This window comes from bacterium (genome assembly GCA_028820935.1).
In the GTDB taxonomy this organism is placed as follows: domain Bacteria; phylum Actinomycetota; class Acidimicrobiia; order Spongiisociales; family Spongiisociaceae; genus Spongiisocius.
On the sequence record JAPPHZ010000035.1, the window covers coordinates 127,548 to 143,977 of the forward strand.

Here is a 16,430-nt window from a genome sequence, read left to right on the forward strand (position 1 = left end):
CGCTGCGGGTATGCCTTCGTCAGCGGGCCTTGCGAGGAACACCGCTGCCGACGCCATACCACACCGCCATTTCACAGACAGACCACAGTGGTCTCCCTGCCAGAGGGCTTGGCGTGCTCCGTCGGCCATCAGTGTCGGGGTCGATCGGCGGTCGGTCAAGCCGGGTCTCCTTCGGGGAAGTCCGGATAGGGGATGCGCTGGTGGTAGTGCCCCACGAGCGCCTTGACCATCGCTCCCTTCACCCTGCTGAGATCCCCCAGCGTCACGTCCGAGGCCGAGAGCTGGCCGTCGGCCACCTTCTCCCCCACCACCTTCTCCACCAGGTGCTCGATGCGTTCGGGCGTGGGTTCCTCCACCTGGAAGACCGCCCGGCAGGCGCCTTCTACGGAGTCGGCCAGCATCACGATGGCCATTTCCTTCTTGACCGGCTTGCGCCCGGCGTGGCGGTAGTCCTCGCGGTCCACGGCGTCGTCGCCGTATTGCTTCCGAGCCTTGTTGTAGAAGAAGTGCATGATGCCGTCGCCATGGTGGGTGATGACGGCTTCGGCCACGTCCCCGGGGATCCGGAACTTCCGCGCCAGCGTCAGCCCGTCCAGCACGTGGCGGCGCAGCACCTCGGCGGACCGCAGGGGGGGCATCTCGTCATGGGGGTTCTGGATGCCGAACTGATTCTCGATGAAGAACTGTGGGTGCTCGGTCTTGCCGAGATCGTGGTAGTAGGCGCCCGCCCGGGCCAGCAAGGGGTTGGCGCCCACCGCTCGGGCCGCTCGATCGGCCAGCGTCCCCACCATCAGGGAGTGGTTGAAGGAGCCGATGGCCTTCTCCTCGAGGAGGCGGAGCGCGGGATGGTTGCGATCGGTCAGATCCAGGAGTCGTAGCGAGGTGGTGATGTCGAACACGATCTCCAGGACGGAGAGCAGCGAGCTTCCCACCAGCCACGAGATGGCGCCGCCGCCGACCGCGAACGCCGCCGACCGGAGAATGCTGATGTCCTGCGGGAAGAACCAGGCGATCAGAGCCGCGAAACCCCCGCACATCGCCATGATGTACAAGCCCGCCCGTCGCAGGTCGCGCCGGGCCGAGATGGACGAGACGAACGGGATCGGGACCAGCACCGACAGGCCGGCGTACAGCGTGTAGCCCGGATCGGTAGTGGCAATGGACGTCATCGACCCCACCACCACGGCCATCAGGACCGCGGTCCGGGCGTCGAACAGGATGGCGGTCATCAGGCCGAAGGCAGCCGCCGGCATCAGGAAGCCGATCGCTCCGTCTCCCCCGGCCGCGAACACGGCCGCCCCACGGGCGGACACCGCCGCGAGCACCACCAGCAGGCCGAACAGCGACATGCGCCGCATCGAGTTCCAGACGCTCGGTTGGAACCTGTGCAGGTAGAGCGCCGGCAACCCCACCACGATGGCCACGGCTGCGGCCAGCGCCACGTAGCGGGGCGCCGCCCGCCCGAGCAACCTCGCATCGGACAGCGTCGCCTCGATCTCCTCCGTTACCTCCTGGCCCTCCTCCACGATCACGTCACCGGCTTCATACTGGGTGGTCAGAGGCACGACCTCGCCCGCCTTCTCCTCGCGGAGACCCTCGGTAGCCACGGCATCGACCGTCTTGTTCGCCGCCAGGAACACGGTGGCCACTTCCGGCACCAGCTGGGAGACCTGCTGCCAGACAGCCGAATCGGCCGCCGGAAGCTGCACGAACCTCGGCGTGGAGCGGAGTTGTATCTGGACCTCGCGCAGGTTCTCGCTGAGGATCCCGCCATCGGTGTTGAGGGCCTCGGTCGCCAGCAGGAGCGTCTCGCGCTCTATCGAGAGCAGCCACGGCTCCTCCCCCCGGATCTCGCGCAGGACGTCGCCGGTGGCGATGTCCACTAGGAGCGAGACCGCACTGTCGGAAAGCAGCAGGCCGCTCGCCCGGAGGCTGGCCAGCTGGATGTCCCTGGAAGCCACGGCGGGGCGCAGGGGAATATGGATTGTCTGCGTCTCCTGGCCATCCACGAGCTCCGCGTCCTGGTAAAGGAGCTGCTCCGGTCCGGTCAGCCGGTCGGGAACGGAGTCGGTATCGATGAGAACGGCCGCCGGTCCAGGCGCCATCCGTCCGAGCGTGTAACGGCCGTCCGAAAACGTGACCGTCTCGAAGCGGGTGCCGGTAGCGTCGTAGGCCACCACCCTCACGTCGCCCAAGCCGTAATCCACCGCCAGGTTGAAGAAGCCGTTGGCGTCGGTATCGATGAACACCCGACCGTTGACGCCGGCCGTCGCTGCCACAGCGGCGGGCAGGGTGGTGGGCGTGGGCGCCTCCTGGGTGACCGTGGTCGACTCCTGCCCCGCCTCCGCGCCCGGATCGACGGTCGTGGCAACGGTGGTCGCGACGGTCGTCGCAACGGTCGTCGTGGTAGCGGCCGTCGGGCGGACCACGGTGCTGGTGGTGGTGACCACCGGAAGCGGGCGGGCGCCCTGGTCAAAGGTCGCGGCCCGTAGCGACTGGAAGAAGGCCCGGATGTCGTTGATCACGATGGCGTCGATCTCCTCGTGCCTCCCGTACACGGGGTCCACGGCATCCCGGGCCGCCTGGAGGGCGAGCTCGGTGGCAGCCGTGTCCTGGATCTCGATCGGGGACTCGGCCACGAAGGCCTGGGGCGCCGGCTCCCCCACCACCACCTGGACGGTGGTGAACTCCTGGTTGATCAGCATGCCGGCCCACGAGAGGGCGGCGGTCGCCACCAGGATCAGCCCGGTGATGACGGCCTTGACACGACTGCTCATCGGCCGGGCGCCCGGCTGTCGGCCGCCTCGTAGGCTTCCACGATCTCTGCCACCAGACGGTGGCGAACGACATCGGCGGCGCCCAGGTGTACCACCGCCACGTCCCGCACGTCCCCCAGGATGGACCGGGCGTGGACCAGCCCCGACAGACGGTCCGGTGGCAGATCGACCTGGGTGGCGTCGCCGGTGATGATCATCTTCGAGTTGAACCCCAGCCGGGTCAGGAACATCTTCATCTGGGCCCGGGAGGTGTTCTGCGCCTCGTCCAGCACCACTATCGAGTCGTTGAGGGTACGGCCCCGCATGTAGGCCAGCGGGGCGATCTCGATCGTCCCCCGCTCTATGTAGCCCATGACATCGTCGGGCCCGAGCATCTCGTACAAGGCGTCGTACAGCGGGCGGAGGTAGGGGTTGAACTTCGCCTCGAGGTCGCCGGGCAGGAAGCCGAGCCTCTCTCCGGCCTCGACCGCCGGCCTGGTGAGGACTATCCGCTTGACCTTTCCCGTGATCAGGGACTCGGTGGCGGCCGCCATGGCCAGGTAGGTCTTGCCGGTCCCGGCCGGTCCGATCCCGAAGACGAGAGTCGACCGGCGGATCGCCTTGACGTAGCGGAGTTGGCCGACCGTCTTGGGTCGGATGATCTTGCCGCGGGCCACCTCGATGGTCTCGCCCAGCACACCGCTGGGAGAGGGCACCGAGTCGTTGACCATCTCTATCACCCGATTCACACCTTCCGGCTCCAGACTCATGCCTCGCTGGACGAGCATCAGCAACTCCTCCGCCACTTTGTGGGCGCGGCGGGCCGCCCGCTCCTCGCCCTGGAACACGATCTCGTCACCACGCGCCACGATCACGGCTTCGGGGTAGGCCGACTCCACCATCCGGAGGTGGGAATCCCGTTCGCCGAGCAGGTCCAGCATCAGGCTGATACCGGGAACATGCAGGGTGAGGGCAGGCGGCGCGGAGGGAAGCATTAACGCGGTAGGGCGATGGTGCGGAGCTCCAAAGGCCCGTTCAGGATACCACGAGCGGCTGGACTATCGATGACCACCACTAGTTCTCTTTCGTGTTTCTTGCCGCGCATGGCAGGCCGAACCCGCGCAGCGGCGCCTCAAAGGAGTTCTTCACCGCCGGCATCGGCGAACTGGCGTAGCAGCTTGCGCTGGGACCGGCTGAGCCTGGTGGGCACCACCACCTTGACGCGCAGGTAGAGGTCACCTCGACGGGAGGTGCGGAGGCGCGTGACCCCCTTGCCCGGCACCCGGATGACTTCCCCGGGCTGGGATCCGGCCGGCACCCTGATCCGATGAGTCCCGCCGTCGAGGAGGGGCACCTCCACGTGGGTGCCGAGCGCCGCGGCGGCGACACCCACCTCGACCTCGCTGATCAGGTCGTCCCCATCGCGCTCGAAGACGGGGTGCGGCTCTATGACCAGATCGATGTAGAGGTCGCCGGCGAGGGCCCCGCGGCGACCGGCCTCCCCCCGGGTCGGGAGACGGAGGCGGTTACCCGCCTCCACGCCGGCGGGAATGTCGACCTGTACCGTCTTCTCACCCTCACGGGTTCCCTCTCCACGGCAAGTGCCGCAAGGATCGGCCAGTACCGACCCGTCTCCCCGGCACGAGCGGCAGGTGGTGAGGGTCATCAACGAGCCGAACACGCTCCGGCGGGCCATCCTCACCTGGCCGCTCCCTCCGCAGATCCGGCACGCATGGAGACCGGCGCCGTCTCCGGAACCCGAACCTCCGCACGGTTCGCAGGTCAGAGCGGTCCGGAAGGCGACTGCTTTCTCGACCCCGAAGGCGGCCTCCTCCAGAGTCAGCACCACGTTGACCCGTACGTCCCGCCCGCGATTGACCCGTGGCTCCCGGGTAGATGACCCGAAGACGCTGCCGTCGCCGAAGACCGAGCGCAGCAGGTCGTCAAGAGAGCCCGAACCCTGGAAGAAGGCGCCCGGATCGAGCGTCTCCCCGCGGTCGTACCGGGCTCGCCGCTCGGGATCCGACAGGACTTCGTATGCCTCGGCCACCTGGCGGAAACGAGCCTCGGCCGTGGGGTCATCGGGATTGGCGTCGGGGTGGGACTCCCTGGCCAGCCGGCGGAAGGCCCGCTTGATCTCGTCTCGGGACGCGTCGCGCCCGACATCCAGAATGCGGTAATAGTCGGCCATCGCGGTCTCTCTGCCGTCGGTACGGATCAGCTCTCGCCGAGGCTCTCGTCGAGGCCGACACCGATCTCCTCCAGGACCCGGATGGTCCGGCCGTAGTCCATCCTCATCGGTCCCAGCACTCCGAGCCGGCCGCCGGGACCGGAAGACTCCTCGCCGTAGGTGGTGGTCACGAGAGAGATGTCCGAGGCGGAGTCGATGCCCAGCTCGGAGCCGATCCGCACCTCGGTACCGGCAGGGAGGTGCCCCAGTACCTCAAGCAGGGACGCCTCCCGCTCCAGGACGTCGAGGACGCCCTGGACCTTGGAGAGCTCACCCCAGGCAGCCGTCAAGTGGGGCGCCGAACCCATGTACAACTCGTGGTCCGGTGCAGCTGTGCTCTCGAAGGCAGCGGCCGCCTGCCGCAGGATCGCTGCCGCCCCCTCGGTGGGGTTAGCAAGGGACATCGACTCCAGGTCGAAGCACTCGGACATCGGGGCGCCGACCTGGAAGCGACGGATCAGCGCCTCGGCCTCCCGCACCTCGGATCCGCCCACCGGTTCAGGCAGCTGCAGGAGCGTCTGGGATACCCTTCCGGCCAGCGTCACCAACACCATGAGGACCGTATCGGCGGTGGTGCGGACCAGGTGCACCCCGCGGATGACCTCGTTGGCCATGCTGGGGCCGGTCACCACCGACGGGAAGTGGGTGATCTCGCTGAGCAGGGCGGACGTGGCCTTGAGCAGGCGGCCCAACTCCGTCTGGACCGATGCGAAGAATTCGGCCACTCGGGCGGAGGCAATAGGAGTCTCTGGTGGACGCATCAGGCTGTCCACGTAGTAGCGATAGGCCTGCGGGGTCGGGACCCGCCCGGCGGATGTATGAGGCTGGAAAGCGTACCCGGCAGCCTGGAGGGCTACCAGTTCGGTCCGGATCGTCGCGCTGGAAACGGCCAGGTTGCCCGCCTCGAGAATGGCGCGGGAACTGACCGCGCCACCCGTCCGGATGTGCTCCTCGATCATGATGCGCAGGATGCGGGCCCGCCGACCGTCCAACATGGCCGGATATGATACCCACGCCTAGCCCCGATTATTCATGGATGGGGGTTTGGCGGATGCCGGGAACGGATGCTCCGATTTCCGGGGCTGGGGTTATGACCCATTTGACGGCCCCATTCTCCGGCCGGACATGGAATCAACCGCCGGGTGAAGGGCGACCGCCCGCAAATGATGTGGTTGAGACGGCCTGATCGTGTCGGTGTGCTGGGAACATGAATAATCAGGCCTACAGGCCCTGCCAGGGGACGATTGCGGGAGGCGGCTCCGTTGGAACGGTCGGATAAGCCTGCTAGCCTCGCGGCTCTCGCATTCCCCACCTTTTCGAAGAGATGCCACACACCAAGTCACAGGAAAAGCGCGACCGGCAGGCCATTGCCAGCAGAGCCCGTAACCGGGCTGTCCGTTCGGAGTTGAAGACCCGGGCACGGCACGTGGACGAGGCCGCCGCGAGCGGCGACCGTGAGGCCGCCCAGCAGGCTCTGCGGATCGCCCAGAAGCGCATCGATCAGGCCGTGGCGAAGGGGGTTCTCAAGAAGAACACCGCCAACCGCCGGAAGGCCAAGCTAGAGCGTCTAGTCGCTAGTTCCTAGTCTTTAGTTGCTAGTTATTGGTTAAGTTAGCAACTAGCAACTAGCCCCGATACCAGTAGCAGAGGGCGGTCACCAAGCGCTCCAGGGTCGGTAGGTGGGTCTCCTCCGGCATGCCCTTCAGCGTGGCGTCAGCCCTGCGCACCGCGTCCACGGCCTTGTTCAGGTCCTCCCGCGATATAGCCCGCCTCGCCTTCCACGCCTTCCGGGTCGGGAAACCGTCGGGCTTGGCGCCGGTCCACTCCGCGAAGGTGGCGATGTCCGGAGCAGCCGCCGCCAGTGCCCTCCTCCGGAGGTCGTTCTCGATCGCCGCCACGAGGACGAGAGGGTGCCCGTGGGTGAGGAAGTCATGGAGCCGGTGGATGGCCTCGTCCACCACTCCCCTGGCCAAGGCGTCTGTCAGCTTCCAGAGGGGTTGATCCGGCCGGTTGCGGAACCGGTCCAGGATGATCTCGTCGGTCACCGGACCCTCGACGGTGCTCAACTGCTCGAGGGCCTGGTCGAGGGCGCCCAGGTCGGATCCGAAGCGCTGGATGAGGGCTTGAGTGGCGTCGGAGCGGAGGCGCAACCCGCGCCGGCGGGCAGCGGTGCGCAGCCACCCGGCCACATCCCGGTCCGCCAGCTTGCGAACTGGTACCACCTCCGCGTTCCTCCTCACGTACGCGGCCAGCGGCGCCGGGAGCTTCCCGCTCGTGACCAGCACTACCGGCCGGCTCCCGTCGGCGTGGTGAGCGAGGAGATCGGCCAGGACGTTGGCCTCGTCGGCCCGGAGGAGGTGAGCATCCATCAGCATGAGGCCCGTGCGCCCGCCGAACAGGGATCCGGACTGCAGGGCGGGCACGACCGGCTCGACCTCGGGACGCAGCATGCCCTCACCCCCTACCGACTGGCCCCGGCCCGGCACGTCGATCCGGATGACTTCGGAAGGCTCGAACCCGGCGCCGGCGAACAAGTCGCCTGCCCGGTCGAGCAGACCCCGCCGGTCACCCGGACCGGGATTCGGTGGGCCCCTCAGATGGGTGAGAGCCTTCACTCGAGGATCCGGACCAGTGGTCTAGAGATTCCAACCCCCGCCGACCTGGATGAAGGCGCCGGTCACGTAGCCGGCCTTCTCGCTCATTAGGAAGCTGACCGCTTCCAGTACGTCGTCCGCGGTGCCGTGGCGTCGTGCCGGTATGCGGGCCCGATCCGGTAACGGCCGGGAGTTCTCCAGGACGCCGGGCAGGATGGCGTTGACGGTAACGCCGTGACCGGCTTCCGCCCGGGCCATGGTCCGGGTGATCATCAGCACTCCCATCTTGCCGATGTGGTACGGAAGGGTACGGGGCCGGGCGGTGATCCGGTCGGCGCCCGCGTCGGAGATGTTGATGATCCGGCCCCCCTGCTCGCGCAGGAGGGGTAGCAAGGCCCTGGACACGAAGTAGGTGGCCGTGGCCGTCGACGCGATCTGGGACTCCCACTCGTCCGCGGTCAGTTCCTCGTAGTCCTTGAGCAGGAAGAGGCCGGCATTGTTGATCAAGACGTCGAGTCCCCCCAGCTCCTGGCCGATGGTCATCGCCATCCTTTCCACGTCCTCCGGGTCGGTGACGTCCGCCCGGACGGACAGTGCCCGGCCCGGCCCGTCCCGGATCGCCTCGACCAGCCGCTCGGCTTCCGCATCGCTGGAGCGATGGTTTATGACCACGGTGTGTCCCCGGCCGGCGAGCCGGATCGCCAGGGCCGCCCCCAGCCCCCCCTCGTCCCCTCCCGACCATCGGCCGGCCCCGGTGATCAGGATCCGCTTGGACTGACTCGTCATCGCCATCGGTCCGGATCGTAGCGATGGGTCCGTTGGACCGATCCGGATCGTCAGAGCCCGAGGCCGATCACAACGTCACCCTCCCGGTCGGTGCGGCGCACCTCCATCCCGGCTCGCCGGAGTGTTGCCAGCAACGTCTCGGAGGGATGTCCGAACCGGTTGGGTCCGACGCTGACCACGGCCACGGAGGCGCCCGTCCCCACCAACCACTCCGGATCGGAGGTTGCGGCGCCCTGGTGGGGAACCTTCAGCACGTCCACTCGGGGAGGCTCCAGATCGGCCTGGGAAACACGTTCCATGTCCCCGGACAGCAGCACCGTCCCGCCACCGAGTGTGGCCCGGATGGCGATCGACTGGTCGTTGGGAGAGGCATACCTGCGGGCCGGACCCAGCACCTCGAGCCAGATGGAGCCGATCCGGTGCACGCCGAGACTCGGGACGGTGACCCGGGTCACCTGCTCGGCGGCCTCGACCAGCTTCGTGTACTCGTCCGGCTGGGCGGGGAAAGGCGCGTACCACATCTGGCCGACCGGAAGAGATCCGATGACGTCCGCCAGTCCACCGTAGTGGTCATGATGGGCGTGAGACAGGACCAGCAGGTCAACCGCTCTCACACCGAACCGGGCCAGCCCGGCCCTGACCTTGGCGCCATCGCTTCCCCCGTCGACCAGCACCGTCTCCCCGCCCTCGCCCAGCAGCAACAGCGCATCGCCCTGCCCCACGTCGAGGGCCACGAACGCCGGCCCGACCGGAGCGCCCACCACCGCGTGCGGAGCGGCGAAGACCGTCAAAGAGCATGCGAGCATGCTGGCGGCCAGCAAGGCCACCGGGCGCAACCGGCAGGACAGGGCGACCAGCCCGCACCCGGCGAACGGCAGGGCGGCCATCCATCCGATCTGCGGAAGGGTTGACGAGAGATCGGCGATTCCGAGGACCGCCCGAGCCGGCAGGGCTCCTGCCTCCACCAGCGCATCCATGCCCGTGACGGCTCCGGCCCCTCCCAGCCCCGTTGCCGCCACCACGAGCGGAGCGGCCACCACGTTGGCGACCGGAGACCACAGCGGAAGCTGCCCGATCGCGAGCAGGAGAATCGGGGCCACCGCGAGCTGGGCGCCGCAGGCGGCTCCCAGCGACGTGCCGAGCCACCGGGGGCGAAGGCCGGGGAACCACCCGGTTCCGACCACCACTCCGGCCGTGGCGGCCACCGAGAGTTGGAACCCGAGGCTGTAGGCCAGTTCCGGGGACACCAGGAGGAGCAGCCCCACCCCGACCCCTATCACCCTCCAGATGTCCGGGCGCAGGCCGAAGGGGCGCGCAAGCAGGACCAGCCCCGCCATGGTCGCGGCCCGCACCACCGACGGGTCCGGCCCGATGAGGAGGACGAAGAAGGCCAGGCCCGCCAGGCCCAGGATTGCTCGGCGGATGGAACTCCAACCCAGGGGGCCGGCCACCAGGAACAGGGCGCCCAGGAAGAGCGCCACGTTGCTTCCGGACACGGCCACGAAGTGCGACAGCCCGGCGCGGCGCATCGCCTCCTCCTCCCACGGCCGCAGGTGCGAGACATCCCCGAGCAGGAAGCCTGCCAGGAGCGCCCTTCCCCGGTCGGTTTCCGGTCGGAGGCGATCGATGATGAGGGAGCGAACTCGAGCGGCCTGTCCGGCCATCCATCCGACCCCGTCAGGTGCGGGACGAGCGCGGGCCACCCGGCCCCTCCAGACCACGGGGTCCCTGGCCGGATTCCCCGTGACCGGATCGGCCACGCCATGCATGGTCGTCTCGACCCACCACCGGCTGTCCCGCATCCAGCCGGCCACGCCACCCCGGAGCCGGCCGGCCGGCCCCCTCCACGAGACCGGCCCGGCCGGACCGTCGATGGCCAGGACCCGCACGAGGACCCGATCCTGACCCGGGCGACCCGACGCATCCATCAGCGCCTCGACCAGAAGCGTTACCTGGCCGGCGGGGAGCACGGTGCGGGCGGTCTCCTGGTGGCGCGCATCCAGCAACAAGGCACCCACGACCCCCAGACCCACCAGGCTCGCCACCAGCGCGGCGCCCCATTTCTGCAGGACAGCGGCTACTCCGGCGGCGGCCAGTGCCACCGCCGCAAGCCACGGAACCCGGATCCCGGCTGCGACTCCGAGCCAGATGGCGCCGGCGCCGGCCAGATACCACCTGGCTCGCGGGTCGGGCAGGCGGCCTATCGACCCACCTCTACGTAGTCACGCATTCCTGCCAACCTGCCCTCGCCGATGCCCGGAACGTCCAGCAGGTCCTCCATCGTCATGAAAGGGCCATGGGACTCGCGGTGGGCGACGATGCGCAGCGCCAGCACCTCCCCCACCCCCGGAATGGCCGTCAGATCCTCATGACCCGCCCGGTTCAGATCCACCGGAAAGCCCGATCCCGCGCCGCCCGACGGCGGAACCCCCGCGCCCGTCCGGTCGCCGGCCCAGGGGATATCGAGGTGCATGCCGTCCTGCACCGGCGCAGCCAGGTTGACGAGGCGAAGCTCCGAGCCGGGCAGGGCGCCACCCACCCCGGCGATGGCATCTGCCACCCGGCTTCCTTCGGGCAACACCACCAATCCCGGCGCTGCCACCGCACCCGAGACATGGACGGTTGCCGTAGCCGGGGCGGTCCCGATTGCGGACACGGGTACGACCACCACCTCGGGGGACGGCCGGGACTCCGGCGGGGGAACATGGGGACGGTTCCAGACGGCGAACCCGGTAACGATCGCCAGCGCGCCGCCCAGGACCAGCAGGGCGCCCCGGCGCGACACCGGCATGCCCGGCGCCCCGGCGGGCACCCCATGGCCGGATGGCGTCTCGGATATGGCAGCCTCCTTCGCCCGCGCCGTTGTACTTGTACCGGCGGACAGGGCGGTTGGGAAGCCCTCTTCCTGCCGGAGGAGGTGCGGAGTGCGGAGGTGTACGAGCCGGTGGCGATTACCCTCCCTACGGTCTCTACAGGTGACTCGTGCTCGAACTTGACGGCTTGACCAAGCGCTACGGCGAGGTGGTTGCCCTGGACGACTGCGGCTTCTCGGTCAGGCCCGGGCGGATAGTCGGTTTCCTGGGCCCCAACGGCGCCGGTAAGACCAGCGCCATGCGCGCCGTCTTCGGCCTGCTCCGCCTCGATGGGGGCACCGTGACCTGGATGGGTCGGTCCGTCACCCACGACGCTCGCCGGCGGTTCGGATACATGCCGGAGATGCGGGGCCTGTACCCCCGCATGCCGGTGCGCCGCCAGGTGATCTACTTCGCGCGCCTCCACGGGCTCGGCAACGCAGCCGCCGCCCGCGCCGCCGACCGGTGGATCGCCAGGATCGGGCTCGAGGAGCGGACCGAATCCCGGATCGACGACCTCTCGCACGGAAACCAGCAACGGGTGCAGCTCGTGACCGCGCTGGTACACGATCCCGAGCTCCTGGTGCTGGATGAACCCTTCAGCGGCCTGGACCCGCTAGGTGTCGAGGAGATGTCCCGGATACTGCGAGAGAGGGCAGACCAGGGATCGGCCGTGCTCTTCTCGAGCCATCAGCTAGATCTCGTCGAGCACCTGTGCGACGACGTTGCCATCATCAACGAGGGCCGGGTGGCCCTGGCGGGACCCGTCAACACCCTGAAGGACCGGGCGGATCACCGCAGAGTCGAGGTGGACGTAGACTCGTCGCTCGCCCTCACCCCCACCCTCCCCGGTGTCCGGCTGGTGGAATCCCGAGGAACCCGCCATGTACTCCGGGTACCCGCCGAGGTCGGCATGGGAGAGATAATGGCCGCGCTCGCGGACGGCCGGACGGTCCGGGAGTTCTCCTACGGTCCGCCGACCCTGTCGGACCTCTTCAGGGAAACGGTGGCATCGTGAACACCTACCGGGCGGTCGGCCTCGTGATGCGGCGCGAACTCCTCGAGCGCGGCCTGAGCAAGTCCTATGCGCTGAGCTGGCTCTTCCTGGCGCTCCTCGTCGGCGCGGGCATAGCCATCCCGGGGTTCTTCGGGGATGACGGATCCGTCCGCACGTACAGGGTCGCCACCGTCGGGACCGAGAGCGTGGGCCCCGGCGAGTTGGCGAGGTCGATGGCACCAGGACGACCGGGCTCATACCGGATCGAGCTCAGCAAGTCGCCGGATGACACCGCCGCGACCGCGGCGGTGACGGACGGAGCGGTGGATGCGGCCCTGGTCGGCGGAAACAGGGTTCTGGTGGGTAAGGACACCCCCTCGGAACTCGAGTCCGCGCTGAGACAGGCCGTCCTCTCCCACCAGGTGCAGCGCATGGTGGCTGCCGGCGAGGTGTCCGAGCGGGCAGTGGCGATCATGGCCGGCGAGGGGGTGACGGTCGTGGCCGCCGGACCTGAGGTGGATGCCGATGCCGCAGCCGAGGCCCGGCAGTTCGTGATCGCTCAGGTGGCGCTGGTGCTCCTGTTCATGGCCGTCATGACCACCGGATCATGGGTGCTGCTGGGTGTTACCGAGGAGAAGACCAACCGCGTATCAGAGGTGTTGCTGGCCGCCCTTCGTCCGTGGCAACTCCTGGCGGGCAAGATCATCGGGGTGGGACTGCTCGGCCTGCTGCAGTTCGGATCGATCGCAGCCAGCCTGATCGTGGCCGTCCGCCTGGTCCTCGACGTCTCGTTGCCCGAAGTCGACGCCGGGTTCCTGGTCATCTCGTTGATCTGGTTCGTGCTCGGCTACCTGGTCTACGCCACCGGCTACGCGGCGGTGGGGGCCATAGCCCATCGACCCGAGGATGCCCAGAACGCTGCCTTCCCCTTGACGTTGGTCACCGTGGCCGGCTACGTGATCGGCATCGTCTACGTCTCCGGCAACCCGGACACGGTATGGTCGACCGCCCTCACGCTGGTTCCGCTGACCGCCCCCTTCGTGCTCCCGGTTCGAGCAGTGTCCGACTCCGTGGCCCTGTGGGAACAACTTGCGGCGGCCGTGATCATGATCGGCTTCATCATCCTGCTGATCAGGGTGGCCGGTCGGGTTTACGCGGGCGGGGTGTTCAACTACCGGACCCGGATCAAGGCCCGGCAGGCCTACCGCTCCGCCGAGTTCTGAGGCCGGCGCACCCTACGGACCTACACGACGATGTTGAGCAGCCTCGGCCTCCGGTCGATCACCCTCCGCACCTCGTTCCCTGCGACATGCCGAGCCACGTTGTGATGGCCCAGTGCCAGGTCCAGCGCCGCGCTCTCCGAGATACCCACCGGCACCTCGATCCGCGCTCTGACCCTGCCGTTTACCTGGACCACCATCGTCACCGACTCATCGGCGGCGGCTCCCGTGTCGGCCTCGGGCCAGGGTTGGAGGTGGATGCTGGTCTCGTTGCCGAGACCACTCCAGACCTCCTCGGTCACGTGGGGAGCGATCGGCGCCAGCAACAGGGCCAGGATGGTGAGGGTCTCCCGCCACACCTCCGCGGTCACGTTCCGGGCGGCCAGGGCATCGTTCATGGAGTTGCGGAGCTTCATCAACTCCGCCACGGCGGTGTTCCATGAGAACGACTCGAGATCCTGCCCGACCTTGATGATCGCCTGGTGGGCACGGCGCCGGAGCGCGGCGGTGGCGGAGTCGTCGGCCTGTCCGGCCCGGTACTCCGCGTTGCCGAGGCGCCAGACATCGGCGATGAAGCGCTGCGCACCCTTCATCCCCCGGCTGTCCCACGGGCCGCCCTTTTCCCATTCGAAGGCGAACATCAGGTAGGTCCGGACCGTATCCGCGCCGAACCGCTCCACCAGGGCGTCGGGATTCACCACATTGCCGCGGGACTTCGACATGCGCTGGACGTCCAGCCGGTGGCGCAGCTGGGTGACGCTGTTGTCCCCCGGGATGGTCGGTATCTCGATCGTCGCGCTCTCAGGAATCTCGACGGTCACGGGCTCGGCGCCATCCGGCGGCTGGACCACCAGCAGGCGTTCGGTGCGGCTGACGATCTCGCCCACCAGGTGATCTCCATCCGCGCCCTCCGGCGGCCCGTCGGGATCGGTCGCCACTAGCACCGAGTCGGCCACCAGCCGGTCTCCCTCATGCCGGCCGGCCACCAGCACCCGGTCACCCCGGCGCTCCTCCCCCAGCACCTGGCCCTGGTTGCGGAGCATCAGCATCGGCTCGTCGAACATACCGTCCGGATCACGACCGTGAGCCCTCATCGCGGCGGCCGTGCCCGCGAAACACCCCATGTCCCGCAGCGCCTTGGTGAAGAACCGGGTGTACATGAGATGCATCACGGCATGCTCCGAGCCGCCGGTGTACGTGTCGACCGGCAGCCAGTAGGCCGCCTCCTCGGGATCGAACGGAGCGAGGTCGTATCCCGGGCTCAGGTAGCGGAGCTGGTACCAGGACGAGCACATGAAGGTGTCCATCGTGTCGGTCTCACGGCTCGCCGGTTCCCCCTCCGAGTCAACCGCCTCCAGGAACGGTTCATGGGAGACGAGCGGGCTCCGTCCGGTCGGCATGAACTCCACGTCCTCGGGCAACTCCACCGGAAGGGCGTCATCGGGTACCAGCTCGACGGTTCCGTCCTCGCGGTAGACCACAGGAATCGGCGAGCCCCAGTAGCGCTGCCGGCTTATCAGCCAATCCCGCAGCCGGTACTGGATGGCCCCCTCGCCGTGCCCCCCGGCCTCGAGCCAATCGATCATGGCCACCTTGGCCTCGGCTATGTACAGACCGTCGAGAAAGTCCGAATTGATCGACGGGCCGTCCCCTTCGTAGGCGTCCCCCTCGAAGTGATCGGGCGGCTGGACGGTGCGCACCACGGGCAACCCGTACTTGACGGCGAACTCCCAGTCACGTGTGTCCTCACCGGGAACGGCCATGATCGCCCCGGTTCCGTAGCTCATCAGCACGTAGTCGGCTATCCAGACCGGGATATCGCAGCCGGTGACGGGATTGGTCGCGTAGCCACCGGTGAACACGCCGTGCTTGTCCCGGGTCAGGTCGGTTCGCTGGAGCTCCGAACGGCGGGCGGCGCCGTCCCGGTAGGCCTCCACCTCTTCCCGCAGGTCCGCGGTGGTCAGCACCTCCACCAGGGGATGCTCCGGAGCGAGCACCATGAACGTGGCGCCGTGGAGCGTGTCCGGGCGGGTGGTGAACACCTCGATCGGATCGGCGCCTTCCACGGGGAACCGGACCCGGGCCCCCACCGAGCGTCCGATCCAGTTGGTCTGCATCGCCTTGATGGGCTCGGGCCAGTCGAGACCACCGAAGTCCAGAAGCTCCTCCGCGTACCGGGTGATACGGAAGAACCACTGCTCCATCATCCGCTGGACCACCGGCTGGCCGGTCCGCTCGTCCCGCCCGTCGATGACCTGCTCGTTGGCGAGGACGGTCTGGAGGGTCGGGGACCAGTTGACCAGCGCCTCGCCACGATACGCCAGCCCCGCTTCATAGAGCCGGGAGAAGAACCACTCCGTCCAGCGGTAGTACTCCGGCGTGCAGGACACCGCCTCGCGTTCCCAGTCGATCATGGTCCCCATCGACCGGAGCTGGCGGCGCATCCGCTCGATGTTGGCGTAGGTCCACCTCCAGGGGTGGATGTTGGCCTGCACCGCGGCGTTCTCGGCCGGTAGCCCGAACGCGTCGAACCCCATCGGGAAGAGGACGTTGTAGCCCTTCATCCGCATGTAGCGGGCCCGGGCGTCCGAGGGCGTCATGGCGTACCAGTGCCCGATGTGGAGATCGCCGCTCGGGTAGGGCAACATGGTCAGCGCGTAGTGCTTGGGGCGCTCCCAGTCGACCACCGAGCGATAGACGCCATCCCTTTCCCAGGCTTCCCGCCACCGTGCCTCGATCCGGCCGTGGTCGTATCTCTGGTTCCTTCTGGTCACGCCGGTGATTCTAGGAGGGTGCTGAAAAGACGAGGATCGGTTGGCCCACGATACTTCTAGCTGGTGTTTCGTTTCCGGCTACCGGGCCAACTGGGCATCTTTCAGTACCCTCCTGGAGGGTGCCGGAGAAGGAATATCGCGGGCGGGATGGCGGAGGGCGGATGAGGTGGAGCTGACGGGATTTGAACCCGTGACCTCTTGCATGCCATGCAAGCGCTCTG

Annotated in this window: 12 protein-coding genes; 3 read left to right on the plus strand and 9 right to left on the minus strand. The window is 68.2% G+C overall.

Annotated features, from left to right (window positions below):
- Nucleotides 1-155: 155 nt before the first annotated feature.
- The 4 genes from OXM57_10310 to hrcA form a co-directional block, all read right to left on the minus strand.
- On the minus strand, nucleotides 156-2,777 hold the full coding sequence (locus OXM57_10310) for an HDIG domain-containing protein (protein ID MDE0353069.1): 2,622 nt from the start codon (nucleotides 2,775-2,777) through the stop codon (nucleotides 156-158).
- A complete protein-coding gene (locus OXM57_10315) occupies nucleotides 2,774-3,697 on the minus strand; it encodes a PhoH family protein (protein MDE0353070.1) in 924 nt (307 codons plus the stop codon). The genes OXM57_10310 and OXM57_10315 overlap by 4 nt, the downstream gene beginning before the upstream one ends.
- A 191-nt stretch (nucleotides 3,698-3,888) precedes the next feature.
- On the minus strand, nucleotides 3,889-4,947 hold the full coding sequence (gene dnaJ, locus OXM57_10320) for a molecular chaperone DnaJ (protein ID MDE0353071.1): 1,059 nt from the start codon (nucleotides 4,945-4,947) through the stop codon (nucleotides 3,889-3,891).
- A gap of 26 nt (nucleotides 4,948-4,973) precedes the next feature.
- The gene (gene hrcA / locus OXM57_10325) at nucleotides 4,974-5,981 is read right to left on the minus strand and encodes a heat-inducible transcriptional repressor HrcA (GenBank protein MDE0353072.1); all 1,008 of its coding nucleotides are present in this window, start codon (nucleotides 5,979-5,981) and stop codon (nucleotides 4,974-4,976) included.
- A gap of 329 nt (nucleotides 5,982-6,310) precedes the next feature.
- Between hrcA and rpsT the strand changes: the two genes are divergently transcribed.
- The gene (gene rpsT / locus OXM57_10330; GenBank protein ID MDE0353073.1) at nucleotides 6,311-6,571 is read left to right on the plus strand and encodes a 30S ribosomal protein S20; all 261 of its coding nucleotides are present in this window, start codon (nucleotides 6,311-6,313) and stop codon (nucleotides 6,569-6,571) included.
- A 40-nt stretch (nucleotides 6,572-6,611) separates the two neighbouring features.
- Here the strand turns inward: rpsT and OXM57_10335 are convergent, their stop codons facing one another.
- From OXM57_10335 to OXM57_10350, 4 genes are all read right to left on the minus strand, one after another.
- Nucleotides 6,612-7,601 (minus strand): hypothetical protein, encoded by a 990-nt coding sequence (locus tag OXM57_10335; GenBank protein ID MDE0353074.1) that lies wholly within the window; start codon nucleotides 7,599-7,601, stop codon nucleotides 6,612-6,614.
- Nucleotides 7,602-7,622: 21 nt separating this feature from the next.
- Entirely contained in the window at nucleotides 7,623-8,372 is a 750-nt protein-coding gene (locus tag OXM57_10340; GenBank protein MDE0353075.1) for an SDR family oxidoreductase, read from the minus strand.
- 44 nt (nucleotides 8,373-8,416) lie between these two features.
- Nucleotides 8,417-10,468 (minus strand): ComEC/Rec2 family competence protein, encoded by a 2,052-nt coding sequence (locus OXM57_10345; GenBank protein ID MDE0353076.1) that lies wholly within the window; start codon nucleotides 10,466-10,468, stop codon nucleotides 8,417-8,419.
- A 98-nt stretch (nucleotides 10,469-10,566) separates the two neighbouring features.
- On the minus strand, nucleotides 10,567-11,157 hold the full coding sequence (locus tag OXM57_10350; GenBank protein MDE0353077.1) for a helix-hairpin-helix domain-containing protein: 591 nt from the start codon (nucleotides 11,155-11,157) through the stop codon (nucleotides 10,567-10,569).
- Between the two features lie 191 nt (nucleotides 11,158-11,348).
- On the opposite strand from OXM57_10350, the gene OXM57_10355 reads away from it, so the two are divergent.
- Together OXM57_10355 and OXM57_10360 are read left to right on the plus strand one after the other, a co-directional pair.
- The gene (locus OXM57_10355) at nucleotides 11,349-12,236 is read left to right on the plus strand and encodes an ATP-binding cassette domain-containing protein (protein MDE0353078.1); all 888 of its coding nucleotides are present in this window, start codon (nucleotides 11,349-11,351) and stop codon (nucleotides 12,234-12,236) included.
- On the plus strand, nucleotides 12,233-13,438 hold the full coding sequence (locus OXM57_10360; protein ID MDE0353079.1) for an ABC transporter permease: 1,206 nt from the start codon (nucleotides 12,233-12,235) through the stop codon (nucleotides 13,436-13,438). Before OXM57_10355 ends, OXM57_10360 begins: the two co-directional genes overlap by 4 nt.
- A gap of 20 nt (nucleotides 13,439-13,458) precedes the next feature.
- Here the strand turns inward: OXM57_10360 and leuS are convergent, their stop codons facing one another.
- Nucleotides 13,459-16,209: a leucine--tRNA ligase gene (gene leuS / locus OXM57_10365; GenBank protein ID MDE0353080.1), complete on the minus strand. Its 2,751-nt coding sequence runs from the start codon at nucleotides 16,207-16,209 to the stop codon at nucleotides 13,459-13,461.
- Nucleotides 16,210-16,430 lie beyond the last annotated feature (221 nt).

What these genes read in the sequence shown, in the direction of transcription:
- OXM57_10310 (MDE0353069.1), bottom strand. Translation starts at nt 2,777, where the DNA reads ATGAGCAGTCGTGTCAAGGCCGTCATCACCGGGCTGATCCTGGTGGCG.
- OXM57_10315 (MDE0353070.1), bottom strand. Translation starts at nt 3,697, where the DNA reads ATGCTGGACCTGCTCGGCGAACGGGATTCCCACCTCCGGATGGTGGAG.
- dnaJ (MDE0353071.1), bottom strand. Translation starts at nt 4,947, where the DNA reads ATGGCCGACTATTACCGCATTCTGGATGTCGGGCGCGACGCGTCCCGA.
- hrcA (MDE0353072.1), bottom strand. Translation starts at nt 5,981, where the DNA reads ATGTTGGACGGTCGGCGGGCCCGCATCCTGCGCATCATGATCGAGGAG.
- rpsT (MDE0353073.1), top strand. Translation starts at nt 6,311, where the DNA reads ATGCCACACACCAAGTCACAGGAAAAGCGCGACCGGCAGGCCATTGCC.
- OXM57_10340 (MDE0353075.1), bottom strand. Translation starts at nt 8,372, where the DNA reads ATGGCGATGACGAGTCAGTCCAAGCGGATCCTGATCACCGGGGCCGGC.
- OXM57_10350 (MDE0353077.1), bottom strand. Translation starts at nt 11,157, where the DNA reads ATGCCGGTGTCGCGCCGGGGCGCCCTGCTGGTCCTGGGCGGCGCGCTG.